This window comes from Ideonella flava (genome assembly GCF_051857595.1).
Classification (GTDB): Bacteria; Pseudomonadota; Gammaproteobacteria; order Burkholderiales; family Burkholderiaceae_C; genus Ideonella.
This window is the reverse complement of sequence record NZ_JBPZHD010000005.1, coordinates 257827-275469: the sequence shown is the minus strand read 5'-3', so window position 1 is coordinate 275469 and position 17643 is coordinate 257827. Positions and strand designations below refer to the sequence as shown.

Genomic DNA, 17643 nt, shown 5'->3' with positions numbered 1-17643 from the left:
GATCACTGTACCGAATCGAGGCATTCCCTTGGGAGCACCCCTGAACCCAAGCATCTGATCCGGTCAAATTTTGACCATCTGAAGCTTGGATCATGGGCGCTGATCCGGCACAGTTTCGAGCACGAAAGCGAGGTGTGACATGGGTGCTGCGAACTACCTGCGCATGGTGCTGTGGAGCTTCTTCGGCATTCGCCGACGCGCCGCGGCCGGCGACGAACTGGCCCAGGCGAAACCGGTGGCCTTGGTCGCGGTGGCCGTCAGCCTGACGGCGCTGTTCGGCGTGACCTTGTGGGGCCTGGCCCATCTCGCCGTCGGCATGCTGGGGCGGTAGGCACATGAGGCCAGTCGTTGCCGCCGCGTTCATCCTGGCCGGCCTGCATCTGGCGACGAACGCTTGCGCGCAGGCCGAAGGCGCCAGGCCGAACCCGACCGCGAAAGTGACGGACAGCATGGCGCAACGCATGCAGGCCTGTGTCGTCTGCCATGGCAAGGAAGGGCGCGCGACGAGCGCGGGCTACTACCCCCGCATCGCCGGCAAGCCGCAGGGCTACCTCTTCAACCAACTGAAGAACTTTCAGGAAGGCCGGCGTCACAACGAGGCCATGAGCCACCTTCTGCAGCACATGTCCGACGACTACCTGCGCGCCATCGCCAGCTACTTCTCGGAGCTGGATCTTCCGTACCCGCCCGCGCGGGCGCCCGGCCTGAGCGCTGAGCAGCAACAGCTCGCCAAGACGCTGGTGCTCAAGGGGGCGCCGGATCGCCAGGTACCGGCTTGCGTCGCATGCCATGGCGACGGCATGGCGGGGCGCCTGCCGGCCATGCCGGGGCTGCTGACCCTGCCTTCGGACTACCTCACCGCCCAACTCGGCGCGTGGCGCACAGGCCAGCGCAAGGCCCGCGAGCCCGACTGCATGGGCGAGATCGCACGGCGACTGTCGCCCGAGGAGGTGGGCGCCGTGGCGCGCTGGCTGTCGGCGCAGACGCTTCCCCTCGGCACCAAGCCGGCTGCCGCCGCGTTGGAGCCGCTGCCCATGCGTTGCGGGAGCAGCGAACCATGAGGGCGACGCGATATCGCCAATGGTGGCTGAAGGGAGCGCTGGCGACGATCATGGTCGCCGCCGCGCTCGCGGCGGCAGTCGTCTGGCTCAACGTGGCTGGCGAGGCCGTCGCTGAGACTGGCGTTGGCGCTGCTCCGGCTTCTGCCGAGGCGATCGCTCGCGGTGCCTACCTGGCGCGGGCCGGCAATTGCATGGGCTGCCACACCGGCGCCGCCGGACAGGCGTTCGCAGGCGGCCGTGGCATCGAGACGCCTTTCGGCGTCGTGTATGCGCCGAACATCACCTCCGATGCCCGGACAGGCATCGGCGCGTGGTCGTCAGGAGAGTTCTGGCGCGCCATGCACCATGGGCGCTCGAAGAGCGGCCGCCTGCTGTACCCAGCGTTCCCGTACCCGAGCTTCACCAACGTCACCCGCGAAGATTCCGACGCCCTTTACGCCTACCTGCGATCGACCAAGCCGATCGAGCGGCCCAACCGCGAGCATGAGCTGCGCCTTCCCTACAACACGCAAGCGGCCCTGGCCGTCTGGCGGGCCCTGTACTTCCGGCCGGGTCAGACGGCCGCCGTGCCGGAGCGAAGCGCTGGCTGGAACCGCGGCAGGTATCTGGTGGAGGGGCTCGGCCACTGCGTGGCATGCCACTCCGGGCGCAACTTCCTGGGCGGCACCAGCCTGAAGAGCGAGTTCGCGGGCGGCCTCATGCCCGATGCCACGTGGTATGCGCCGTCGCTGGCCACGCCGCATGAAGCGGGTGTGCAGGGCTGGCCGAGGGCCGAAGTGGTCAGGCTGCTCAAGACGGGCGTGTCCGAGCACGCTTCGGTCACAGGGCCCATGGCCGAAGTCGTCTTCAGCAGCACCCAGTACCTCACCGACCAGGATCTCGACGCGATGGCGCAGTTCCTCGCCTCGCTGCCTGTCAAGCCGCCCGAACCAGCCACCAGAAGGCGCACGGATGCCGATGCGATGGCTCGCGGCAAGAAGGTCTATGTAGCGGACTGCGCCGCCTGCCACGGCGACCACGGCGAAGGCGTCGCGAACATCTATCCCGCCCTGGCGGGAAACCGGGCGGTCACCCTGGGCTCCCATGTCAACCTGCTGCAGGTCATTCGACACGGTGGCTTTGCGCCCACCACCGCCGGCAACCCAGAGCCCTTTGGCATGCCACCGTTCGGCCAGGACCTCAGCAACGAAGAGCTGGCGGACGTCCTGACCTACATCCGCGGTTCGTGGGGCAATGCCGCGCCGCCGGTGTCGCGCGTACAAGTCTCCAGTGGCGAATAGCCGTGCACTGCCGGCCCGAGTCGAATCACGTCTCGTCAACCTGCCTGCGGTCCTCGTCGGTCGCGCTCGCCCGAATCGTTCTTCGTCGAACCAGGCGCCGAGATCAGCGTCGCGTCAACCGCGCTCGAAACGCCTTCGTTCCCTGCAGCTGCGCTCGCACGTCATCTACACCAGTTCGCTATTCAAGCCAGCGGTGGCCGCCGATCATCCATATCTTTGGGGATTCCAGAGGTAAGCGTCAGACGTACCGTTCTCCGGAAGCTGCCGCCAGGTGAACGGCGCCGGACAACCAGTCAACGGGTTGCGCAAGCATCGGCGGCAATTGGCACGCTTCAACATTTGACTGGACCTGCAAGTTGCTGCCGCTTGACAGGGCCTACTGATCCCATGGCAGTCATCCGTGGAATCAAGGAGGACTCCTATGTGCCCGCATGCTCATCGGCATTCGATATTCTGTCTCGTTCCCCCCTACGTGCTCGACAAGATCGCGCAGAACGGTACGCCGAAGCAGCGGGCGGCAGCGCTGCGCACGAAGTCCCTCGACAACACCTTCCGCGCGCTACGTTTGGCGACTCAAGCCGCTCGCTTTGCGCCCGCACGCAGCGCCGTAGCTACCGCGGTAGGGATGCTCGGGAAGCGTCGCACCATCTACAACGCCAGCAACACGCAAAATCTGCCCGGTACTCCCGTTCGGGCTGAAGGCCAGGGAGCAACCGGCGACGTAGCGGTTGACGAAGCATATGAAGGACTCGGCGCTACTTTCGACTTCTTTGCCGAGGTCTTCGATCGCAACTCCATCGATGACTCCGGTATGGCACTCGACGCCACCGTGCACTTTGGAGACGGCTACAACAACGCATTCTGGAACTCGGTCCAGATGGTTTTCGGAGATGGTGACGGCGAGATCTTCAAGCGCTTCACCATCGCGCTTGATGTCATCGGCCATGAGCTCTCACACGGCGTCACTGAAGACGAGTCGCAGCTCCAGTACTTCAATCAGTCGGGTGCGCTCAACGAGTCGCTGTCCGACGTGTTCGGATCGCTGATCAAGCAGTTCGTCCGCAAGGAGACCGCGGAACAGGCCGACTGGCTGATCGGTGCCGGCCTGCTTGCTGATGGCATCAGGGGCGTCGCACTCCGCTCCATGAAGGCGCCAGGCACCGCATTTGACGACGAACTTCTTGGCAAGGATCCGCAGCCGAGCCACATGAAGAACTTTGTCCATACGTTCGAGGACAACGGCGGCGTGCACATCAACTCGGGCATTCCTAACCACGCCTTCTATCAGGTCGCGACTCGGATCGGCGGCCATGCATGGGAGAAGGCCGGCCGTATCTGGTACGACGCCTTGCGCGACCCGCGCGTTCGGCCAAACACGGGATTCCGACGGTATGCGCGGATCACCGATGATGTGGCAGGACGGCTGTATGGCGTCAACAGCACCGAAAGGCAAGCTGTACGGGATGGCTGGAAAGCGGTTGGAATTGACCTCTGAAGAGGCCGGTGAGTGTGCAGTGAAGATCGAGTTCTCTCAAAGCGGCGGCTTCGGCTATATCCCCGGCTTGCAGAAGCCGGTGGTGGTCGATGTCGACCGCTTGGGTCCCGCAGACCAGGATGAACTCAAGAAGCTCATCAGCGCTGCGGACTTCTTCGCGCAGCCAAAGACAGTGGGAACACCAGCAAAGGGTGCGGCGGACTACCAGCACAACATCGTGACCGTCGAAGACAGCGGACGCCGTCACACCGTCAAGATTCTTGTCCCCAGCGAGGACGCTGCGCTTCGGGCTTTGGTGCACGCCATCCAGCGACATGCCACTGCCGTGCGAGCAGCGCTCCGAGGTGGTGGCGGTCCTTCGGCAGGAGAGTCCGGGCAGTAGCGACGGCCGAGGTCAGACGGATGCCCAACCGCTTTCGGCGCAAATCGCGCTCAGGTGAAATCTGCGACGGCCCGACGCAGGCCAGGGAGAGGTCAATGAGGCGCTACCCAATGCCGACGCTGCGGAAAACCGCGTTACTTCTGCTGGTGGGACTTGTGCCTGCGACCGGGCCTGTGATCGCTGCTACCGCTGTGGATTGCACGTGCGTCGGAACCGCTGAGTACGCGATCCGGTGGAATCCGAAGAAGGGCGGCCCGAAGTCCGCCGAGGAGGTGCTTGCCCAGTTCCAGCTCGGCCACCCCGAGGAGGACAAGTACGAGATTCAATACTTCGATGTTGCGAGTCCGGTCGACGCGCCGCCTGGATTCGCTCCCATCGCGCGCAAACGCTCGAAGGGAGAGAAGACAGAGCTCACCTACAAACTGAGGGGCCCGACAGTGCTTCCCATGTCTCCCTCGCTTGCCGAGTGGCCGTGCCCGCTTCCCTCTGCCGCTGAGCGGAAAGAGGAGGCGGACATTTCGTTCATCTCTCGCCACCAGTCGAAGGCGGTGTATTCGCGCAGTTGCACCGCGAAGTCCAGCATCGACGGGAGCACCTTCCCAGTGCCGATGAGCGCCACACCAAAGGGGTGCTCCAGCACGATGCGACGGCTCAAGGCGGAAGGCGTGAAGATTGAAGAGTGGCACCTATCGAACGGCGCGAAGCTCATCGAGATCTCGCAAAGCGGAAGGGACACGCATGCTGATCGGGAGGCCTTCCGTGACCGATTCGTTGACCCTCTGCTGGCCAAGGGAATCACGCCACTCGATCAAAGCAAGTCGGAGATGGGAAGCACTTGCGATTGAGGTCGCCGCGCCCGATACGGACGGCCTTGGGTCCAGCAGAGGACGACGGAGTCGCCGCGTTCGTTCACGCTGGAGGCAAAGCAGAATGAAGAGGATCCAGAAATTCTTGGCGTCGGTAACCGTGGCAGTCTTGGTTTGCGGCTGCGCGGCATTGCCGTCGCAGGTCAGAGCTCCGACTGCGGCAGACAAGAATTAACCAGCGCCGGTACTCGCAAAAGCAAGGAACGATGTGTCGATTCCAACCGTCACTGATGGCCTTAAAGCTGCGCAGCTGGCGGGTGTCTTCGCGCAGACCTGGCGGGAGGCGAACCGTGAGCTTCTTCTCGAACGCGACCTGCTCAACAACGGCCAGTTCGGCTTTGCTCTGGGCGCCGCATACAACACGGTGAAGCAGAACCTCACCGCTGCAAAGTGGGCCTTCGCAGGAGCGGGCGGACCTGGGCTCGTGCTCGACCGCTATCAGATTTAAGCCCAAGCCGAGTCGTACAAGCAAGGGGCAGTGGCGATGGAGTGTATGCAAGGAGCCATCGAGACGGTGCCCAGCACGGTCTGGAATCACTACGGTAAGGAAGACGGGCTCTTTGACATGGCGATCGCCGAGGTGCCCGCAGCGGGTGAGGAAAGTGCATTGGTTGCCTATGAGAAGCTATCCGGCCTTCTCAAAGCAGTCCAGGCCAATCTCAGGGACTTGGCCAACAAGATCTTCGACAACGTCAGCTCAAAGACTCTGAAGGTACCAAAGCCTTCCGAAATTGCCCAGGCCGTGAAGGATCAGCAAGCGGCATCTGAAGACGCCGACAAAGAATCTAGAGCGTTCGCGAAGGCCACCATACCTGCCAAGGTTTCGGATGCGGGCGCGGCGAAGATACAGGAGCTGGACGGCAAGGCGGCCGCTGCTAACGCTCGGCTGGCGGTCGTTGCGTCGGAGATCGCATCGGCTCCGCCGAAAGCCGCCGCGGCTGCGGCAGAACAGGTCAAACTGGAAGGGAGTGGAAAGAGTACTCCCGCACTCCGCACCAACCTCGCCGGCAAGGTTCAGGATTTCTTGCGCTGCAGGCAGAGCAGCAAGAAATTCAGCAGAAACTCAGAGAAATTTCTGCTGAAAGAAGCTCAATCGTTCAGCGTGGCCCGCTTTTATCGCGGACAGCAAGAAATCGAGCTCCAGTTCCGTCTACGAACGCTGTGAAGCTCGCGCTACAGCTTCCTGCGGACCTCACGAAATGCTCCGCTCAGGTGCCCTGAAGAACATTGGCTCACAGCGCAGAGACGACCGCTTGGTGCGAGTCAACGTGAGTACGCCGACGGCCGCCACTGACGGGAATTGCTGCGTTGCTTGCCTTGGTGGCGCGTCGGGTGCCGCGGGCGGAGATCATCCTCGCGATCAACCCCGCTCGAAGATCGCAGCAATGCCTTGGCCACCGCCGATGCACATCGTCACGAGCGCGTAGCGACCGCCGATGCGATGGAGCTCATGGATTGCCTTTGTCGTGATGATGGCGCCGGTAGCGCCCACCGGGTGGCCGAGAGAAATGCCGGATCCGTTCGGGTTCACCTTGGCCGGGTCGAGCTCCAGCGCGCGCGTGACGGCACAGGCCTGCGCCGCGAACGCTTCGTTCGACTCAATCACGTCGAGGTCTTTCATGGCCAGGCCGGCGCGCTTGAGTGCCAGGCGCGTGGCCGGCACCGGCCCGAGCCCCATCAGCTTCGGATCCACGCCCGCATGGGCATAGGTGACCAGTCGTGCCAGTGGCTTCAGGCCGAAGTCCTTCACCGCGCTCGCGGTCGCGAGCAGGACGGCGCTTGCGCCGTCGTTCAGGCCTGAGGCGTTGCCCGCGGTCACCGTGCCGCCCTCCTTGAAAGCGGGCTTCATGCGGGCCAACTGCTCGATCGTGGTTTCGCCTCGCACGTGTTCGTCGGTGTCAAAGACCACCGTGCCCTTGCGAGTGGCTATCTCGACCGGAACGATCTGCGACTTGAAGCGACCTTCGGCGATCGCACGGGCCGCCCGCTGCTGGCTTTCGACGGCCAGTGCATCCTGCATCTCCCGCGTGATGCCGTCGCGATGGGCAACGTTCTCCGCGGTGATGCCCATGTGGATCTTGTGGAACGGGTCGTGCAGGATGCCGAGCATGTAGTCGGTCGCCTGGACGTCACCCATGCGGGCTCCCCAGCGCGCAGCCGGCATGACGTAGGGGCCTCGGCTCATCGACTCGGCGCCACCGCCGATCGCCAGCTCGGCCTCGCCAAGCAGAAGCGTCTGTGCGGCCGAGATGATGGCCTGAAGGCCGGATCCGCACAGGCGGTTGACGTTGAATGCCGGCGCTTCCTGGGGGATGCCCGCGTCGATGGCGGCGACTCGGGCCAGGTAGGCGTCGCGAGCGTCCGTGGGGATCACGTTGCCCATGACCACGTGGCCGATGTGCGCAGCATCCACGCCGCTTCGCCTGACCACCTCGCGCACCGCGGTGGTGGCCAGCTGCGACAGCGGCACGTCCTTCATCGCGCCGCCGAAGGTTCCGATGGCGGTACGCGCCGCGCTGACGATGTAGATCTCACGGGTGGTCATGCAGTCTCCTTGGTGAAGAGAGGAACCGGCTGCATGATAATTTAAACCGACCGGGCGGTCGAGCTTGACAACCGACCGGGCGGTCGAATACATTGTGCTCACGTTGATGTCGGGTGCGACATCAAGTCCCTGCCACTCGGCACAAGGCCGCCAAGGATCCTGAGCATGAGCTTCGAGCAGTCGCAGAAGTCGAAAGAGTGGATGGGGCGGGTTCGCGCCTTCATGGATGAGCACATCCATCCGGCCATTCCCACCTTCCACCGTCAACGCGCCGAGATCGACCGCTGGAAGCAGACCCCGCCCGTGTTCGAGCAGCTCAAGGCCAAGGCGCGGGCTGCCGGGCTCTGGAACATCTTCATGCCGCCTTCCGAGCACGACGACGAGTTCTTCACCAGCGTGGGGCTGAGCAACGTCGAGTACGCACCGATCGCCGAGCTGATGGGCCGGGTGTCGTTCGCTTCCGAGGTGTTCAACTGCATGGCGCCCGACACCGGAAACTTCGAGGTGCTGCACCGGTACGGCACGCCCGAGCAGAAGCGCCGCTTCATGCTGCCCCTGGCCAACGGCGAGACCCGCTCCGCCTTCCTGATGACCGAGCCGGCCGTGGCGTCCTCGGATGCGCGAAACATCCGCACGGAGATCCGGCGTGATGGCCAGGACTATGTCATCAATGGCCACAAGTGGTGGAGCTCGGGTGCAGGTCACCCGCACTGCGCCTTCTTCATCGTGATGGGCAAGACGGACCCGAAGGCAGACCCCTACCGTCAGCAGTCGATGATCCTGGTCCCGGCCGGGACGCCGGGGGTGAAGCTCATGCGGCACCTCGACGTGTTCGGCTTCGACCATGCCCCGCACGGCCACTTCGAAGTGATCCTGGAAGATGTGCGCGTCCCCGCGGAGAACCTGATCCTCGGCGAGGGGAGGGGCTTCGAGATCGCCCAGGGCCGGCTTGGACCGGGGCGCATCCATCACGCCATGCGCACCATCGCCTCGGCCGAAGTGGCCCTGGAGAAGATGGTCGTGCGCCTGATGTCGCGGGAGGCCTTCGGCAAGCGCATCCACGAGCACTCCGTCTGGGAGGAGCGCATCGCCGAAGCACGCATCGATATCGAGATGGTCCGGCTGCTGTGCATGAAGGCCGCCCACATGATGGACACGGTGGGCAACAAGGCGGCCCGCGGCGAGATCGCCATGATCAAGGTCGCCGCCCCGCGGGTGGCCCAGCGGGTGATCGATCTCGCCATCCAGGCGCACGGTGGTGGCGGCGTTGCCCAGGACTTCGGCCTGGCCGAGCTCTATGCCAACACCCGGATCGTGCGTCTGACCGATGGCCCCGACGAGGTGCATTGCCGAACCATCGCGCACCTCGAGTGCCGCAAGCACGAGGGACGCGAGTACGCAAGCATCAAGGCTTACTCGAAGTAGGAAGTTTTCGCAGAACAGACCAAGGAGACAGTGCGATGAATCGGGCAATGATCGAAGACAGGCTGAGGCAGGAAACGCTGGTCCATCGGGGAACCGGCGGGACCAGCGCCGAGAACCGATCCCTGGGATTCAAGCCGGCGTTCATGGACCAGGAGACGAGTGCCGTCTATGCATCCTGTTTCGCTGATGGCCGGCCGGCGCCGTTTCACCTGATCGACGGATTGCCCGACGACCTGGTGGTGGCCAGGGACGCCGTTGGAAGAGTGGCCGCGCTCAAGGATTCCGTCATTGCCGGATTCGTGCGCGGCGGCCGCTTCTACTCCCGCGAAGACGCCGGTCGCGTGGCCAGCCGCGAGTCGGCGCAAGCCTGCGCCTGAAGCGGCCTGTCGGCCCCGTCGAGCCCACGCTCGCCGGCTCGATTACGACCCCAGCGATGCAAGCAATGCACGCCAGCCGTGGGGTATTTCCTTGGAGGAGACGATGATGACGCATGGTGAGAGCCGGGCCATCCGGCATTGCTTGCGGCCCGTGGTGGCTGCCCTGGCGGCAGCGGGCTGCTGGAGCGGCGACGCAGCTGCATTCCAGATCGAGACATCTGACCCGGACATGGAGATCCGTTGGGACAACCAGGTCCGCTACAACGTCGGCTGGCGAGTGGACGAACGCAACCGAACGCTGGGCGACACATGGTCGCTGCAGGCCGGTGACTACAAGTTCGACCAGGGCGACATGGTGACGAACCGGTTCGACTTGTTGTCCGAGTTCGACTTCGTCTACAAGAAGAACTATGGGTTTCGAGTGTCCGGCTCGGCCTGGAACGACTTCGCGTACGGCGATGACGTGGCAGGCAATCCGGCCTACCAGGCCGCAGGGATGGGAACGGCCTACCCGGACAACCGGTTCACGAGCAAGGTTCGCCGCTACTACGCCCACTCCGCGGAGTTCCTCGACGCGTTCGTCTTCGGCCGCATCGACCTCGGCAGTTCGCCGCTGGACGTGAGGGTCGGCCGGCACAACATCTATTGGGGCGAATCCTTGTTCACGCCGATCCACGGCGTGTCGTATTCGCAAGGTGCGGTCAATTTCGTCAAGTCGCTGGCCACCCCGGGCTCGGAGGCGAAGGAACTCTTCCTGCCCCGCAACCAGATCTCGGCCCTGCTGCGACTGAACGAAACCTATTCGATCGCGGCGCAGTACGCGCTGGAGTGGAAGCCCTTCCGCCTGCCCGAGGGAGGCACGTACCTCGCCGCCACCGACTTCCTGTTCGCTGGCGGAACGAGGGTCAGCCCCATCACCAATGCCCCGTTCCAGGGCGACCTCAAGGAAGGACCCTTCGCGAGGCCGAAGAACCGCGGTGACTGGGGCATCAACGCCAGGGCAGTGACAGGGTTCGGAACCATAGGCCTGTACTACCGCGAGTTCGACGACAAGGTCCCGCAGTTCCTGCTCGGCACCAACCCCACGCAATTCTTCAGTGCCTATGCCAAGGACGTGAAGCTCTGGGGCGTGAGCCTGTCGGCACTGGTCCCCGGGGGCGTGTCGATCGGCTCCGAGATCGTGCACCGGGAGAACAGCGTGCTGAACACGGTCTTCGGGTCCACCGATCTTGCGCGCGGCGACACCTGGCACGGGCTCGTCAATGCGATCGCCGTCATCGGCAAGACGCCGCTGTTCGACCTCGCGAGCCTGTCGGGTGAGTTGACCTACAGCAGAGTGGACAAGGTCAAGTCCAATCCCACCGGCTTCAGGAATGTCGACTACACCTGTCCCGGCGTCGGCGGTGACCCGAAGGGCAGCTGGCGCGACGGCTGCTCGACGAAAGACGCCTGGGGCCTGCAGATCTCGTTCTCGCCGACCTGGTATCAGGTCCTTCCGGCCGTGGACCTCTCGATGCCCATCGCATACTCGCGGGGTCTCAAGGGCAACTCACCGGTGCCTTTCGGCGGCAACCAGGACGCCGGCAGCTGGAGCATGGGCCTGACCGCCGACTACCAGGCCAAATACACCCTGGCCATCGCTTACACCGACTATTACGGCCTGACGAGGGCCGTGCCGACACCTGCTGCGTTCGCAGTCCCCGGCATCGGCCCGACCGTCCTGGGTTCATCCAACGGCAACGGCAACCTGCGTGATCGCGGCTGGCTGTCGGTGACGTTCAAGACGACCTTCTAGCGCAGCACAGGAGACATCCAAAATGGCACGGAACATCGAAGTCATCGCCGCCGCTATCAGTGCAGCGCTCGCCGGCGCAGCGGTTGCCGCCGCGACGCCCGAAGAGGTCAAGACGCTGGGCTCGACGCGCATGCCCTGGGGCGCCGAAAAGGCCGGCAACAAGGAGGGCACCATCCCCGAGTGGACCGGCGCCATCGCGCCTCCGGCGACCTTCGACCCCAAGACGCCGACGCGCCGCCCGGATCCCTTCGCGAGCGAGAAGCCGCAGTTCTCGATCGATGCGAAGAACATGGACAAGTACGCGGACAAGCTGAGCGAGGGAACGAAGGCGATGCTGACGAAGTATCCGACCTACCGCCTCGACGTCTACCCCAGTCACCGCACCGCGAACTACCCCAAGTACTACCTCGACAACACGGTGAAGAACGCTTCGCAGTGCAAGACCGTCAGTGACGGGCTGAAGCTCGAAGGCTGCTGGCCGGGCCTGCCGTTCCCGTTCCCCAAGACGGGCAACGAGGTCATCTGGAACCGTCTGCTCAAGTTCGATGCGCCGGCCTTCACGAGCGCCAACATGTCTTCTCGCGTGGTGGATGCGACTGGCAAGAGCACGCTGGTGGCGGCTTCGACTGTGTGGATCCAGTACCCGATCTTCGACCCGAAGCGCACCACGCCGATTTCCGGCAACGAGCCCTACGAGGTCTTGCGTCTGGACTACTCGGCGCCCGCCCGCAAGGCCGGGGAGAAGGTGTTGGTGCGCGACTCGGTCGACATGGTCGACACCGGCCGCCGCGCCTGGTCCTACCTGCCTGGCCAGCGGCGGGTCAAGCTTTCGCCCGATCTGGCCTACGACACGCCGAGCTCGACAGGTGGTGGCACGGGTGTCCTGGACGACACGGCCGTCTTCTTCGGCGCGATGGACAGGTACGACTTCAAGCTGATCGGCAAGAAGGAGATGTACATCCCGTACCACGCCTACAAGGTTCGCGACCCGGCCGTGTGCCCGGATCCCGTGCGGCACGTCAAGAATCACCTGAATCCCGATTGCATGCGCTGGGAGCTTCACCGGGTCTGGGTAGTGGAGGCCACCCTCAAGCCGGGCAAGCGGCACGTCTACCCGAAGCGGGTGTTCCACTTCGACGAGGACTTTCCCGGCGTCGGGATCGCCGACAACTACGATTCGACCGGGCAGATCTACCGCGTGGTGCACAACTTGCCGATCTCCCTGTACGAGACGCCTGGGTACCACACGACGGACGAGTACGTCACGTACGACCTGGCGACCGGCTTGTACGCGCACCAGACGGACCCGACCGACAAGGGGGGATGGACGGTCACGGAGATGAAGCCGGACTCGTTCTTCAGTGCCGAGGCACTCGCGGCCGAAGGGGTGCGCTAGGCCGGATTCGAGGAGCAGGTCTTGGCATCCTTGACGAAGAAATCTTCCGGCCGGTGGCTCCGCGGCTTCGGCGCTCGGGTCCTGGCGAGCTCGGTGTTCGCGCTGGGCTTGGCAACGTCGCTCACAGCGGCTGCCGATCCATTCAAGGGGCCTCTCGATCAGCCGGCACGATCGAGCAGCCTCGCGGCCCGCGGCCCGCTGCTGGCCGTCGCGGCCGCCGGAAGCCGCTTCGTCGCGGTGGGCCAGCGGGGCCACATCGTCTACTCCGATGACGCCGGCCAGACGTGGAAGCAGGCGAGCGTCCCGGTCAGCACCGATCTGGTGGCCGTCGCGTTCGCGGGCGCTGCCAAGGGATGGGCCGTGGGCCACGGCGGGGTCGTCCTGCACACCGACGACGCCGGCGCGCACTGGACCAGGCAGCTCGACGGGAGGCAAAGCGCCGACATCGCGATTCGCTACCTGGAGGCGAGGGCGGGCAACGATCCCGGCATCCGCAAGCTGATCGAGCGCGAGAAGCGGCTCGCCGGCGACGGGGGCACCCAGCCACTGATGGCCGTGCACTTCGACAGCGAGACCACCGGATGCGTGGCCGGGGCCTTCAACCGCCTCTTCTGTACCGAAGACGGCGGCCAGACCTGGACCCCTTGGATGGATCGCATCGACAATCCCGACGAACTGCACTTCTACGCCATCGCGGGATGCACCAAAGGCATCTGCCTCGCCGGCGAGCAAGGCATGGTGTGGCGCTTCGACGCACAGAAGGGCCGCTTCGTCACCCGGGCGCTGCCATACCAGGGCAGCGTGTTCGGGCTGCTGGCTGCCGACGGGGCGGACTGGCTGCTCGCGTTCGGCTTGCGCGGGAGCCTGTTTCGCAGCGTCGACGAGGGAAAGTCCTGGGAGAAGGTGCCGATCGGCAGCCAGGCGGGGATCACCAGCGGGGCCGTGCTGCCCGGCGGCGCCATTCTTCTCGCGACGCAGGCCGGTGAACTCGTCCGCAGCCTGGACGCCGGAAAGACATTCGCCAGGCTGAAGTCCGCAAGGCCGATGGCTTACTACGGGGTCACTGGTGCACCGGGCGGCAAAGCCGTGGTGGTCGGCTCGGAAGGTGCGCGGGTCGAGGCCGCGAGTGACTAGGAACATCCACATGAGCACAGCCATCGACAGCAACCCGTCCATGGTGATCGTTGCCGATCCCCGCAACTTCGACAATGCCTCCGGCAACTGGCTCGAGCGGCTGATCTTCAACAACCGGCCGCTCATCATCGCCGTCTGTGCCCTCCTGACAGCGTTCTTCGCCTTCCAGCTGCGGGGGCTGCAGGTCGGCGCGAGCTTCGACAAGATGCTTCCGCAGGGCCACCCGTACATCAAGAACTACATGGACAACCGCCATGAGTTGCGGGGGCTGGGCGACTCGGTGCGCGTGGTGATCGAGAACCCGCGAGGCGACATCTTCGATCGCGAGTACCTGGCGACCTTGGCCAAGATCAACGACGAGATCTTCACCTTGCCGGGGGTCGACCGGGCGTGGATGAGAGGCATCTTCACACCGGTGGTGCGATGGGTCGAGGTGACCGAGGAAGGCTTCCGGGGCGGGCCGGTCCTGCCCAACGACTACAACGGCAGCCCGAAGTCGATCGAGGACCTGAAGATCAACATCGCCCGGGCCAAGTTGGTAGGAGGCCTCGTGGCGAACGACTACCGGTCGACCATGATCGTGATCCCGCTGCTGGCCCAGGACGGGAAGGGCAACGCACTCGATTACCAGAAGCTGTCGGCGTCGCTGGAGAAGATTCGCCAGCGCTACGCGAGCGCCGACGCAGGCTCGCCGCCACAGGTCCGCATGTACGTCATCGGCTTCGCCAAGCTGGCGGGCGACCTGATCGAGGGTCTGCAGAAGGTGATGACCTTCTTCCTGATCGCAGCGGCCGTGGCGGCGCTGGTCATCTTCCTGTACATGCGCTGCCTGCGCAGCACGGCCATGGTGCTGACCTGCTCGCTGATCGCCGTGATCTGGCAGCTCGGCCTGGTCGTCAGCCTCGGGTTCGGGCTAGATCCCTTCTCGATCCTCGTGCCCTTCCTGGTGTTCGCGATCGGTGTCTCCCACGGCGCGCAAAAGCTGAACGGCATCATGCAGGACGTGGGGCGCGGCACGCACAAGTGGGTCGCTGCCCGCTACACCTTCCGCAGGCTGTTCCTCGCCGGTCTCACGGCCCTGCTGGCCGACGCGGTCGGCTTCGGCGTGCTGATGGTGATCGACATCCCGGTGATCCGCGAACTCGCGTTGACGGCGAGCCTGGGGGTGGCCGTGCTGATCATGACCAACCTGATCCTCTTGCCGGTGTTCCTCTCCTACGTGGGCGTCAGCCCCGCCGCCGCAAAGCGCAGCCTGGCCGAGGAGGACGAGGAAACGCGCGGTCGTGGCTTCGGCAGGCTCTGGAGCTTCCTCGACCGCTTCACCGAGCGGCGTTGGGCCACCGGCGCGCTCGCGGTCGCGGCGGTGCTCGGTGCCGTGGGCTATGTCGGCGCCATGAACCTGAAGATCGGCGATCTCGACGCTGGCGCGCCCGAGCTGCGGCCCGACTCGCGCTACAACCGCGACAACGCCTTCATCACCGCGAACTACGGCATATCGAGCGACGTCTTCGCCATCATGGTCAAGACGGCCGATGACGGCTGCCGCTCCTACGAGACACTGACCGAGATCGACCGCCTGGCCTGGGAACTGCAGCAGCAACCCGGCGTGCAGCGCACCACGTCGTTGGCCGACACGGTTCGCTCCTACACCTCCGGTGCGTTCGAGGGCAACCCGAAGTGGCTGACGATTGCCGATTCGCAGTCGATCATCGATGCACAGATCAACAACGCCGTGTCGTGGAACGCGGAGCTCCTCAATGCGCGCTGCTCGATGACCCCGCTGCTCGCCTTCCTGTCGGACCACAAGGCCGAAACCCTGGACAGGATGGTGAAGGCCGCGAGCGAGTTCGCCGCGAAGCACGACGCGCCCGACCGCAGCTTCCTGTTGGCGGCTGGCAGCGCGGGCATCGATGCCACCACCAACATCGTCGTGCGGGACGCCAACCGGATGATGCTGGCCTACGTCTACGGCTCGGTGATCCTGCTCTGTGCCATCACGTTCCGGAGCTGGCGCGCCGTGGTCGTCGCCGTGCTTCCGCTGGTGCTGACGTCCCTGCTGGCCGAGGCCTTGATGGTCCAGCTCGGCATCGGCGTGAAAGTGGCGACGCTACCGGTCGTCGCTCTGGGGGTCGGCATTGGCGTCGACTACGCGCTGTACCTGCTCTCGGTGCAACTCGCCCAACAACGGCTCGGGCTCTCGCTCGCTCAGTCCTACCAGCGGGCGGTGGCCTTCACCGGCAAGGTGGTTGCGCTGGTCGGCGTCACCCTGGCGGCCGGGGTCGTCACGTGGGCCTGGTCGCCCATCAAGTTCCAGGCCGACATGGGCATCCTGCTGACCTTCATGTTCGTCTGGAACATGCTCGGTGCACTGATCCTGATCCCGGCGCTTTCGCACTTCCTGCTGCAAGGTGAGACTCGCAGGCACGAGCAGGCCGAACCGGACCCCGTCGCGCGTGGAGCCTCGCAACGCGCGGCGTTGTCATGACGTTGAACAAGAGGACATGACCATGGATTTCGTCGTCAGCGAAGCGAATGCGCTGCTGGACTCGCCTCTGCTGAGGCGGATCGCCCCCTTGACACTCAGCGGCTACGCCAGGTTCAGGGCGATCATCGACCAGGATGGTGCCCTTCCTGCGCGGGTGAAGGCGCTGTTCGTCGCGACAGCCGCCACGACCAAGGGCTACCGCGCCATGGCGTTGCGTGAGCTGGAGCGGGCGCGGCAGCTGGGTCTCGGGCTAGAGGAAGCAACGGCGGCGGCCATCGTGCTGAGCAGCGTGCGCGGGGAGGGGGCCGCGCTGTCCTTCATCGAGGCCTTGGAGGCGGTGTATCCGGGGAGCAGCGGCGGGGAGGCACCGCTGCGCATCAAGGAGGTGGAGCCCGGGGAGGCAGAGAAAAACTTCCTCGCCTACTTCGGCAGCATGCCGCCGTCCCTCGGCAAGCTCGCCAGCCTGCTGCCGCTCGGCGCCGACGCCTACTACCTGATGCGCGAGGGCACCATCAATGGCACGCCGCTCGGTCCGAAGTACTCCGAGCTGCTGCTGGTGGCGGTGCTGGCGGCGGACTACAGCCCGCTGACGTCGGTGCACATCAAGGGCGCTCGCACGGCAGGCGCCAGCGAACAAGAGATCGCCGAGGCCATCGTCTGCACCGTCGCGACGAGCGGGCTCTCAGCCTGGGTCAGCGGCGCAGCGGCGATGGACGCTGCCTGAAAGCGTGCGAGTCAAGCCTGTTTGAGAAGACCACCGAGGAAGATGTCGCAAAGGCTTTTCGCCATCTTCTCGGGCGGGTTCTGCGCCGCCATGCGCGGATACCACTTGTAGGCCCACGTGCACATGCCCAGGAAGGCGAGGGTGGCGAGGTCCGCGTCCACGTCGCGAAACCTGCCCGCTTCGATGCCGCTCTTGACGATGTTCGTGATGCAGGCGAGGTACTCGCTCCGGCGCTTGCGCATCTCGGTCCGCTGCTTGCCCTCCAGCTCCCTGTAGTGGTCCATGAAGGCGGCCACGTAGCCAGGGTGCTCGGCGATCTGCCGCAGCGTCAGGAAAGCCGCCCTCTCCAGGGACTGGGCCGGGTCCGCGCTGGCCACGTCGTCCGCCGCCAGTCCTTCGATGAGGGCATCGATGTGCATCTGATGCATCTCGTAGAGGATGTCGGTCTTGCTGCGAAAGTAGTGGTACAGGCTCGGCTTGCCGAGCCCCACGTCGTCCGCCAGCATCTGCATCGAGGTCCCGTGGTAGCCCACCTTGTCGAACAGCGCGGCGCAGTGCTCGATGATGTCGATCCGTCTGTCGTCGTGCGCCGCGGTCGTTGCGCGGGGCTTCTTTCGTTTCGCGGGCGCGGCTGCCTTGGCTGTTGCACTGTTCATCAGGGCTCTCTCTTCGGATCGT

At 64.9% G+C, this 17643-nt stretch carries 17 protein-coding genes; 15 read left to right on the top strand and 2 right to left on the bottom strand.

From position 1 onward, the window contains the following. Nucleotides 1-139: 139 nt before the first annotated feature. From ACS5PM_RS12760 to ACS5PM_RS12725, 8 genes are all read left to right on the top strand, one after another. On the top strand, nucleotides 140-331 hold the full coding sequence (locus tag ACS5PM_RS12760; protein WP_439388010.1) for a DUF2970 domain-containing protein: 192 nt from the start codon (nucleotides 140-142) through the stop codon (nucleotides 329-331). A 4-nt stretch (nucleotides 332-335) separates the two neighbouring features. Continuing rightward, nucleotides 336-1061 carry a c-type cytochrome gene (locus ACS5PM_RS12755; RefSeq protein WP_439388009.1) on the top strand — a complete coding sequence of 242 codons (726 nt, stop codon included), beginning with the start codon at nucleotides 336-338 and terminating at the stop codon, nucleotides 1059-1061. Further along, entirely contained in the window at nucleotides 1058-2341 is a 1284-nt protein-coding gene (locus ACS5PM_RS12750; protein WP_439388008.1) for a c-type cytochrome, read from the top strand. Before ACS5PM_RS12755 ends, ACS5PM_RS12750 begins: the two co-directional genes overlap by 4 nt. A 421-nt stretch (nucleotides 2342-2762) precedes the next feature. Further along, nucleotides 2763-3836, top strand: a complete 1074-nt coding sequence (locus ACS5PM_RS12745; protein WP_439388007.1) for a M4 family metallopeptidase — start codon at nucleotides 2763-2765, stop codon at nucleotides 3834-3836. Between the two features lie 19 nt (nucleotides 3837-3855). Next, entirely contained in the window at nucleotides 3856-4218 is a 363-nt protein-coding gene (locus ACS5PM_RS12740; protein ID WP_439388006.1) for a protealysin inhibitor emfourin, read from the top strand. A 95-nt stretch (nucleotides 4219-4313) separates the two neighbouring features. Then, the gene (locus tag ACS5PM_RS12735; RefSeq protein WP_439388005.1) at nucleotides 4314-5063 is read left to right on the top strand and encodes a hypothetical protein; all 750 of its coding nucleotides are present in this window, start codon (nucleotides 4314-4316) and stop codon (nucleotides 5061-5063) included. A 229-nt stretch (nucleotides 5064-5292) separates the two neighbouring features. Beyond that, the gene (locus ACS5PM_RS12730; protein ID WP_439388004.1) at nucleotides 5293-5532 is read left to right on the top strand and encodes a hypothetical protein; all 240 of its coding nucleotides are present in this window, start codon (nucleotides 5293-5295) and stop codon (nucleotides 5530-5532) included. Nucleotides 5533-5577: 45 nt separating this feature from the next. Then, nucleotides 5578-6249, top strand: coding sequence for a hypothetical protein (locus ACS5PM_RS12725; RefSeq protein ID WP_439388003.1), 672 nt, complete (start codon nucleotides 5578-5580; stop codon nucleotides 6247-6249). A 195-nt stretch (nucleotides 6250-6444) separates the two neighbouring features. Here ACS5PM_RS12725 and ACS5PM_RS12720 read toward each other — a convergent pair whose 3' ends face one another. Continuing rightward, a complete protein-coding gene (locus ACS5PM_RS12720; protein ID WP_439388209.1) occupies nucleotides 6445-7629 on the bottom strand; it encodes an acetyl-CoA C-acyltransferase family protein in 1185 nt (394 codons plus the stop codon). 165 nt (nucleotides 7630-7794) lie between these two features. Between ACS5PM_RS12720 and ACS5PM_RS12715 the strand changes: the two genes are divergently transcribed. The 7 genes from ACS5PM_RS12715 to ACS5PM_RS12685 all read left to right on the top strand — a co-directional run bounded on the left by ACS5PM_RS12715 (nucleotide 7795) and on the right by ACS5PM_RS12685 (nucleotide 16965). Then, nucleotides 7795-9054 carry an acyl-CoA dehydrogenase family protein gene (locus tag ACS5PM_RS12715; RefSeq protein WP_439388002.1) on the top strand — a complete coding sequence of 420 codons (1260 nt, stop codon included), beginning with the start codon at nucleotides 7795-7797 and terminating at the stop codon, nucleotides 9052-9054. 47 nt (nucleotides 9055-9101) lie between these two features. Then, nucleotides 9102-9431, top strand: a complete 330-nt coding sequence (locus ACS5PM_RS12710) for a hypothetical protein (protein WP_439388001.1) — start codon at nucleotides 9102-9104, stop codon at nucleotides 9429-9431. A gap of 103 nt (nucleotides 9432-9534) precedes the next feature. Beyond that, nucleotides 9535-11226 (top strand): DUF1302 domain-containing protein, encoded by a 1692-nt coding sequence (locus ACS5PM_RS12705; RefSeq protein ID WP_439388000.1) that lies wholly within the window; start codon nucleotides 9535-9537, stop codon nucleotides 11224-11226. A 22-nt stretch (nucleotides 11227-11248) separates the two neighbouring features. Then, entirely contained in the window at nucleotides 11249-12622 is a 1374-nt protein-coding gene (locus ACS5PM_RS12700) for a DUF1329 domain-containing protein (protein WP_439387999.1), read from the top strand. A 21-nt stretch (nucleotides 12623-12643) separates the two neighbouring features. Next, the gene (locus ACS5PM_RS12695) at nucleotides 12644-13756 is read left to right on the top strand and encodes a WD40/YVTN/BNR-like repeat-containing protein (RefSeq protein WP_439387998.1); all 1113 of its coding nucleotides are present in this window, start codon (nucleotides 12644-12646) and stop codon (nucleotides 13754-13756) included. 10 nt (nucleotides 13757-13766) lie between these two features. Then, nucleotides 13767-16241 carry an efflux RND transporter permease subunit gene (locus ACS5PM_RS12690; protein ID WP_439387997.1) on the top strand — a complete coding sequence of 825 codons (2475 nt, stop codon included), beginning with the start codon at nucleotides 13767-13769 and terminating at the stop codon, nucleotides 16239-16241. A gap of 16 nt (nucleotides 16242-16257) precedes the next feature. Next, nucleotides 16258-16965 carry a carboxymuconolactone decarboxylase family protein gene (locus tag ACS5PM_RS12685; protein ID WP_439387996.1) on the top strand — a complete coding sequence of 236 codons (708 nt, stop codon included), beginning with the start codon at nucleotides 16258-16260 and terminating at the stop codon, nucleotides 16963-16965. 11 nt (nucleotides 16966-16976) lie between these two features. Here the strand turns inward: ACS5PM_RS12685 and ACS5PM_RS12680 are convergent, their stop codons facing one another. Then, nucleotides 16977-17621, bottom strand: coding sequence for a TetR/AcrR family transcriptional regulator (locus tag ACS5PM_RS12680; RefSeq protein WP_439387995.1), 645 nt, complete (start codon nucleotides 17619-17621; stop codon nucleotides 16977-16979). Nucleotides 17622-17643: the final 22 nt, after the last annotated feature.

Bases quoted from the DNA above. Each gene is read 5' to 3' on its own strand.
- ACS5PM_RS12760 (WP_439388010.1), top strand. From the start codon at position 140: ATGGGTGCTGCGAACTACCTGCGCATGGTGCTGTGGAGCTTCTTCGGC.
- ACS5PM_RS12755 (WP_439388009.1), top strand. From the start codon at position 336: ATGAGGCCAGTCGTTGCCGCCGCGTTCATCCTGGCCGGCCTGCATCTG.
- ACS5PM_RS12750 (WP_439388008.1), top strand. From the start codon at position 1,058: ATGAGGGCGACGCGATATCGCCAATGGTGGCTGAAGGGAGCGCTGGCG.
- ACS5PM_RS12745 (WP_439388007.1), top strand. From the start codon at position 2,763: ATGTGCCCGCATGCTCATCGGCATTCGATATTCTGTCTCGTTCCCCCC.
- ACS5PM_RS12735 (WP_439388005.1), top strand. From the start codon at position 4,314: ATGAGGCGCTACCCAATGCCGACGCTGCGGAAAACCGCGTTACTTCTG.
- ACS5PM_RS12725 (WP_439388003.1), top strand. From the start codon at position 5,578: ATGCAAGGAGCCATCGAGACGGTGCCCAGCACGGTCTGGAATCACTAC.
- ACS5PM_RS12720 (WP_439388209.1), bottom strand. From the start codon at position 7,629: ATGACCACCCGTGAGATCTACATCGTCAGCGCGGCGCGTACCGCCATC.
- ACS5PM_RS12715 (WP_439388002.1), top strand. From the start codon at position 7,795: ATGAGCTTCGAGCAGTCGCAGAAGTCGAAAGAGTGGATGGGGCGGGTT.
- ACS5PM_RS12710 (WP_439388001.1), top strand. From the start codon at position 9,102: ATGATCGAAGACAGGCTGAGGCAGGAAACGCTGGTCCATCGGGGAACC.
- ACS5PM_RS12705 (WP_439388000.1), top strand. From the start codon at position 9,535: ATGATGACGCATGGTGAGAGCCGGGCCATCCGGCATTGCTTGCGGCCC.
- ACS5PM_RS12700 (WP_439387999.1), top strand. From the start codon at position 11,249: ATGGCACGGAACATCGAAGTCATCGCCGCCGCTATCAGTGCAGCGCTC.
- ACS5PM_RS12690 (WP_439387997.1), top strand. From the start codon at position 13,767: ATGAGCACAGCCATCGACAGCAACCCGTCCATGGTGATCGTTGCCGAT.
- ACS5PM_RS12685 (WP_439387996.1), top strand. From the start codon at position 16,258: ATGACCATGGATTTCGTCGTCAGCGAAGCGAATGCGCTGCTGGACTCG.
- ACS5PM_RS12680 (WP_439387995.1), bottom strand. From the start codon at position 17,621: ATGAACAGTGCAACAGCCAAGGCAGCCGCGCCCGCGAAACGAAAGAAG.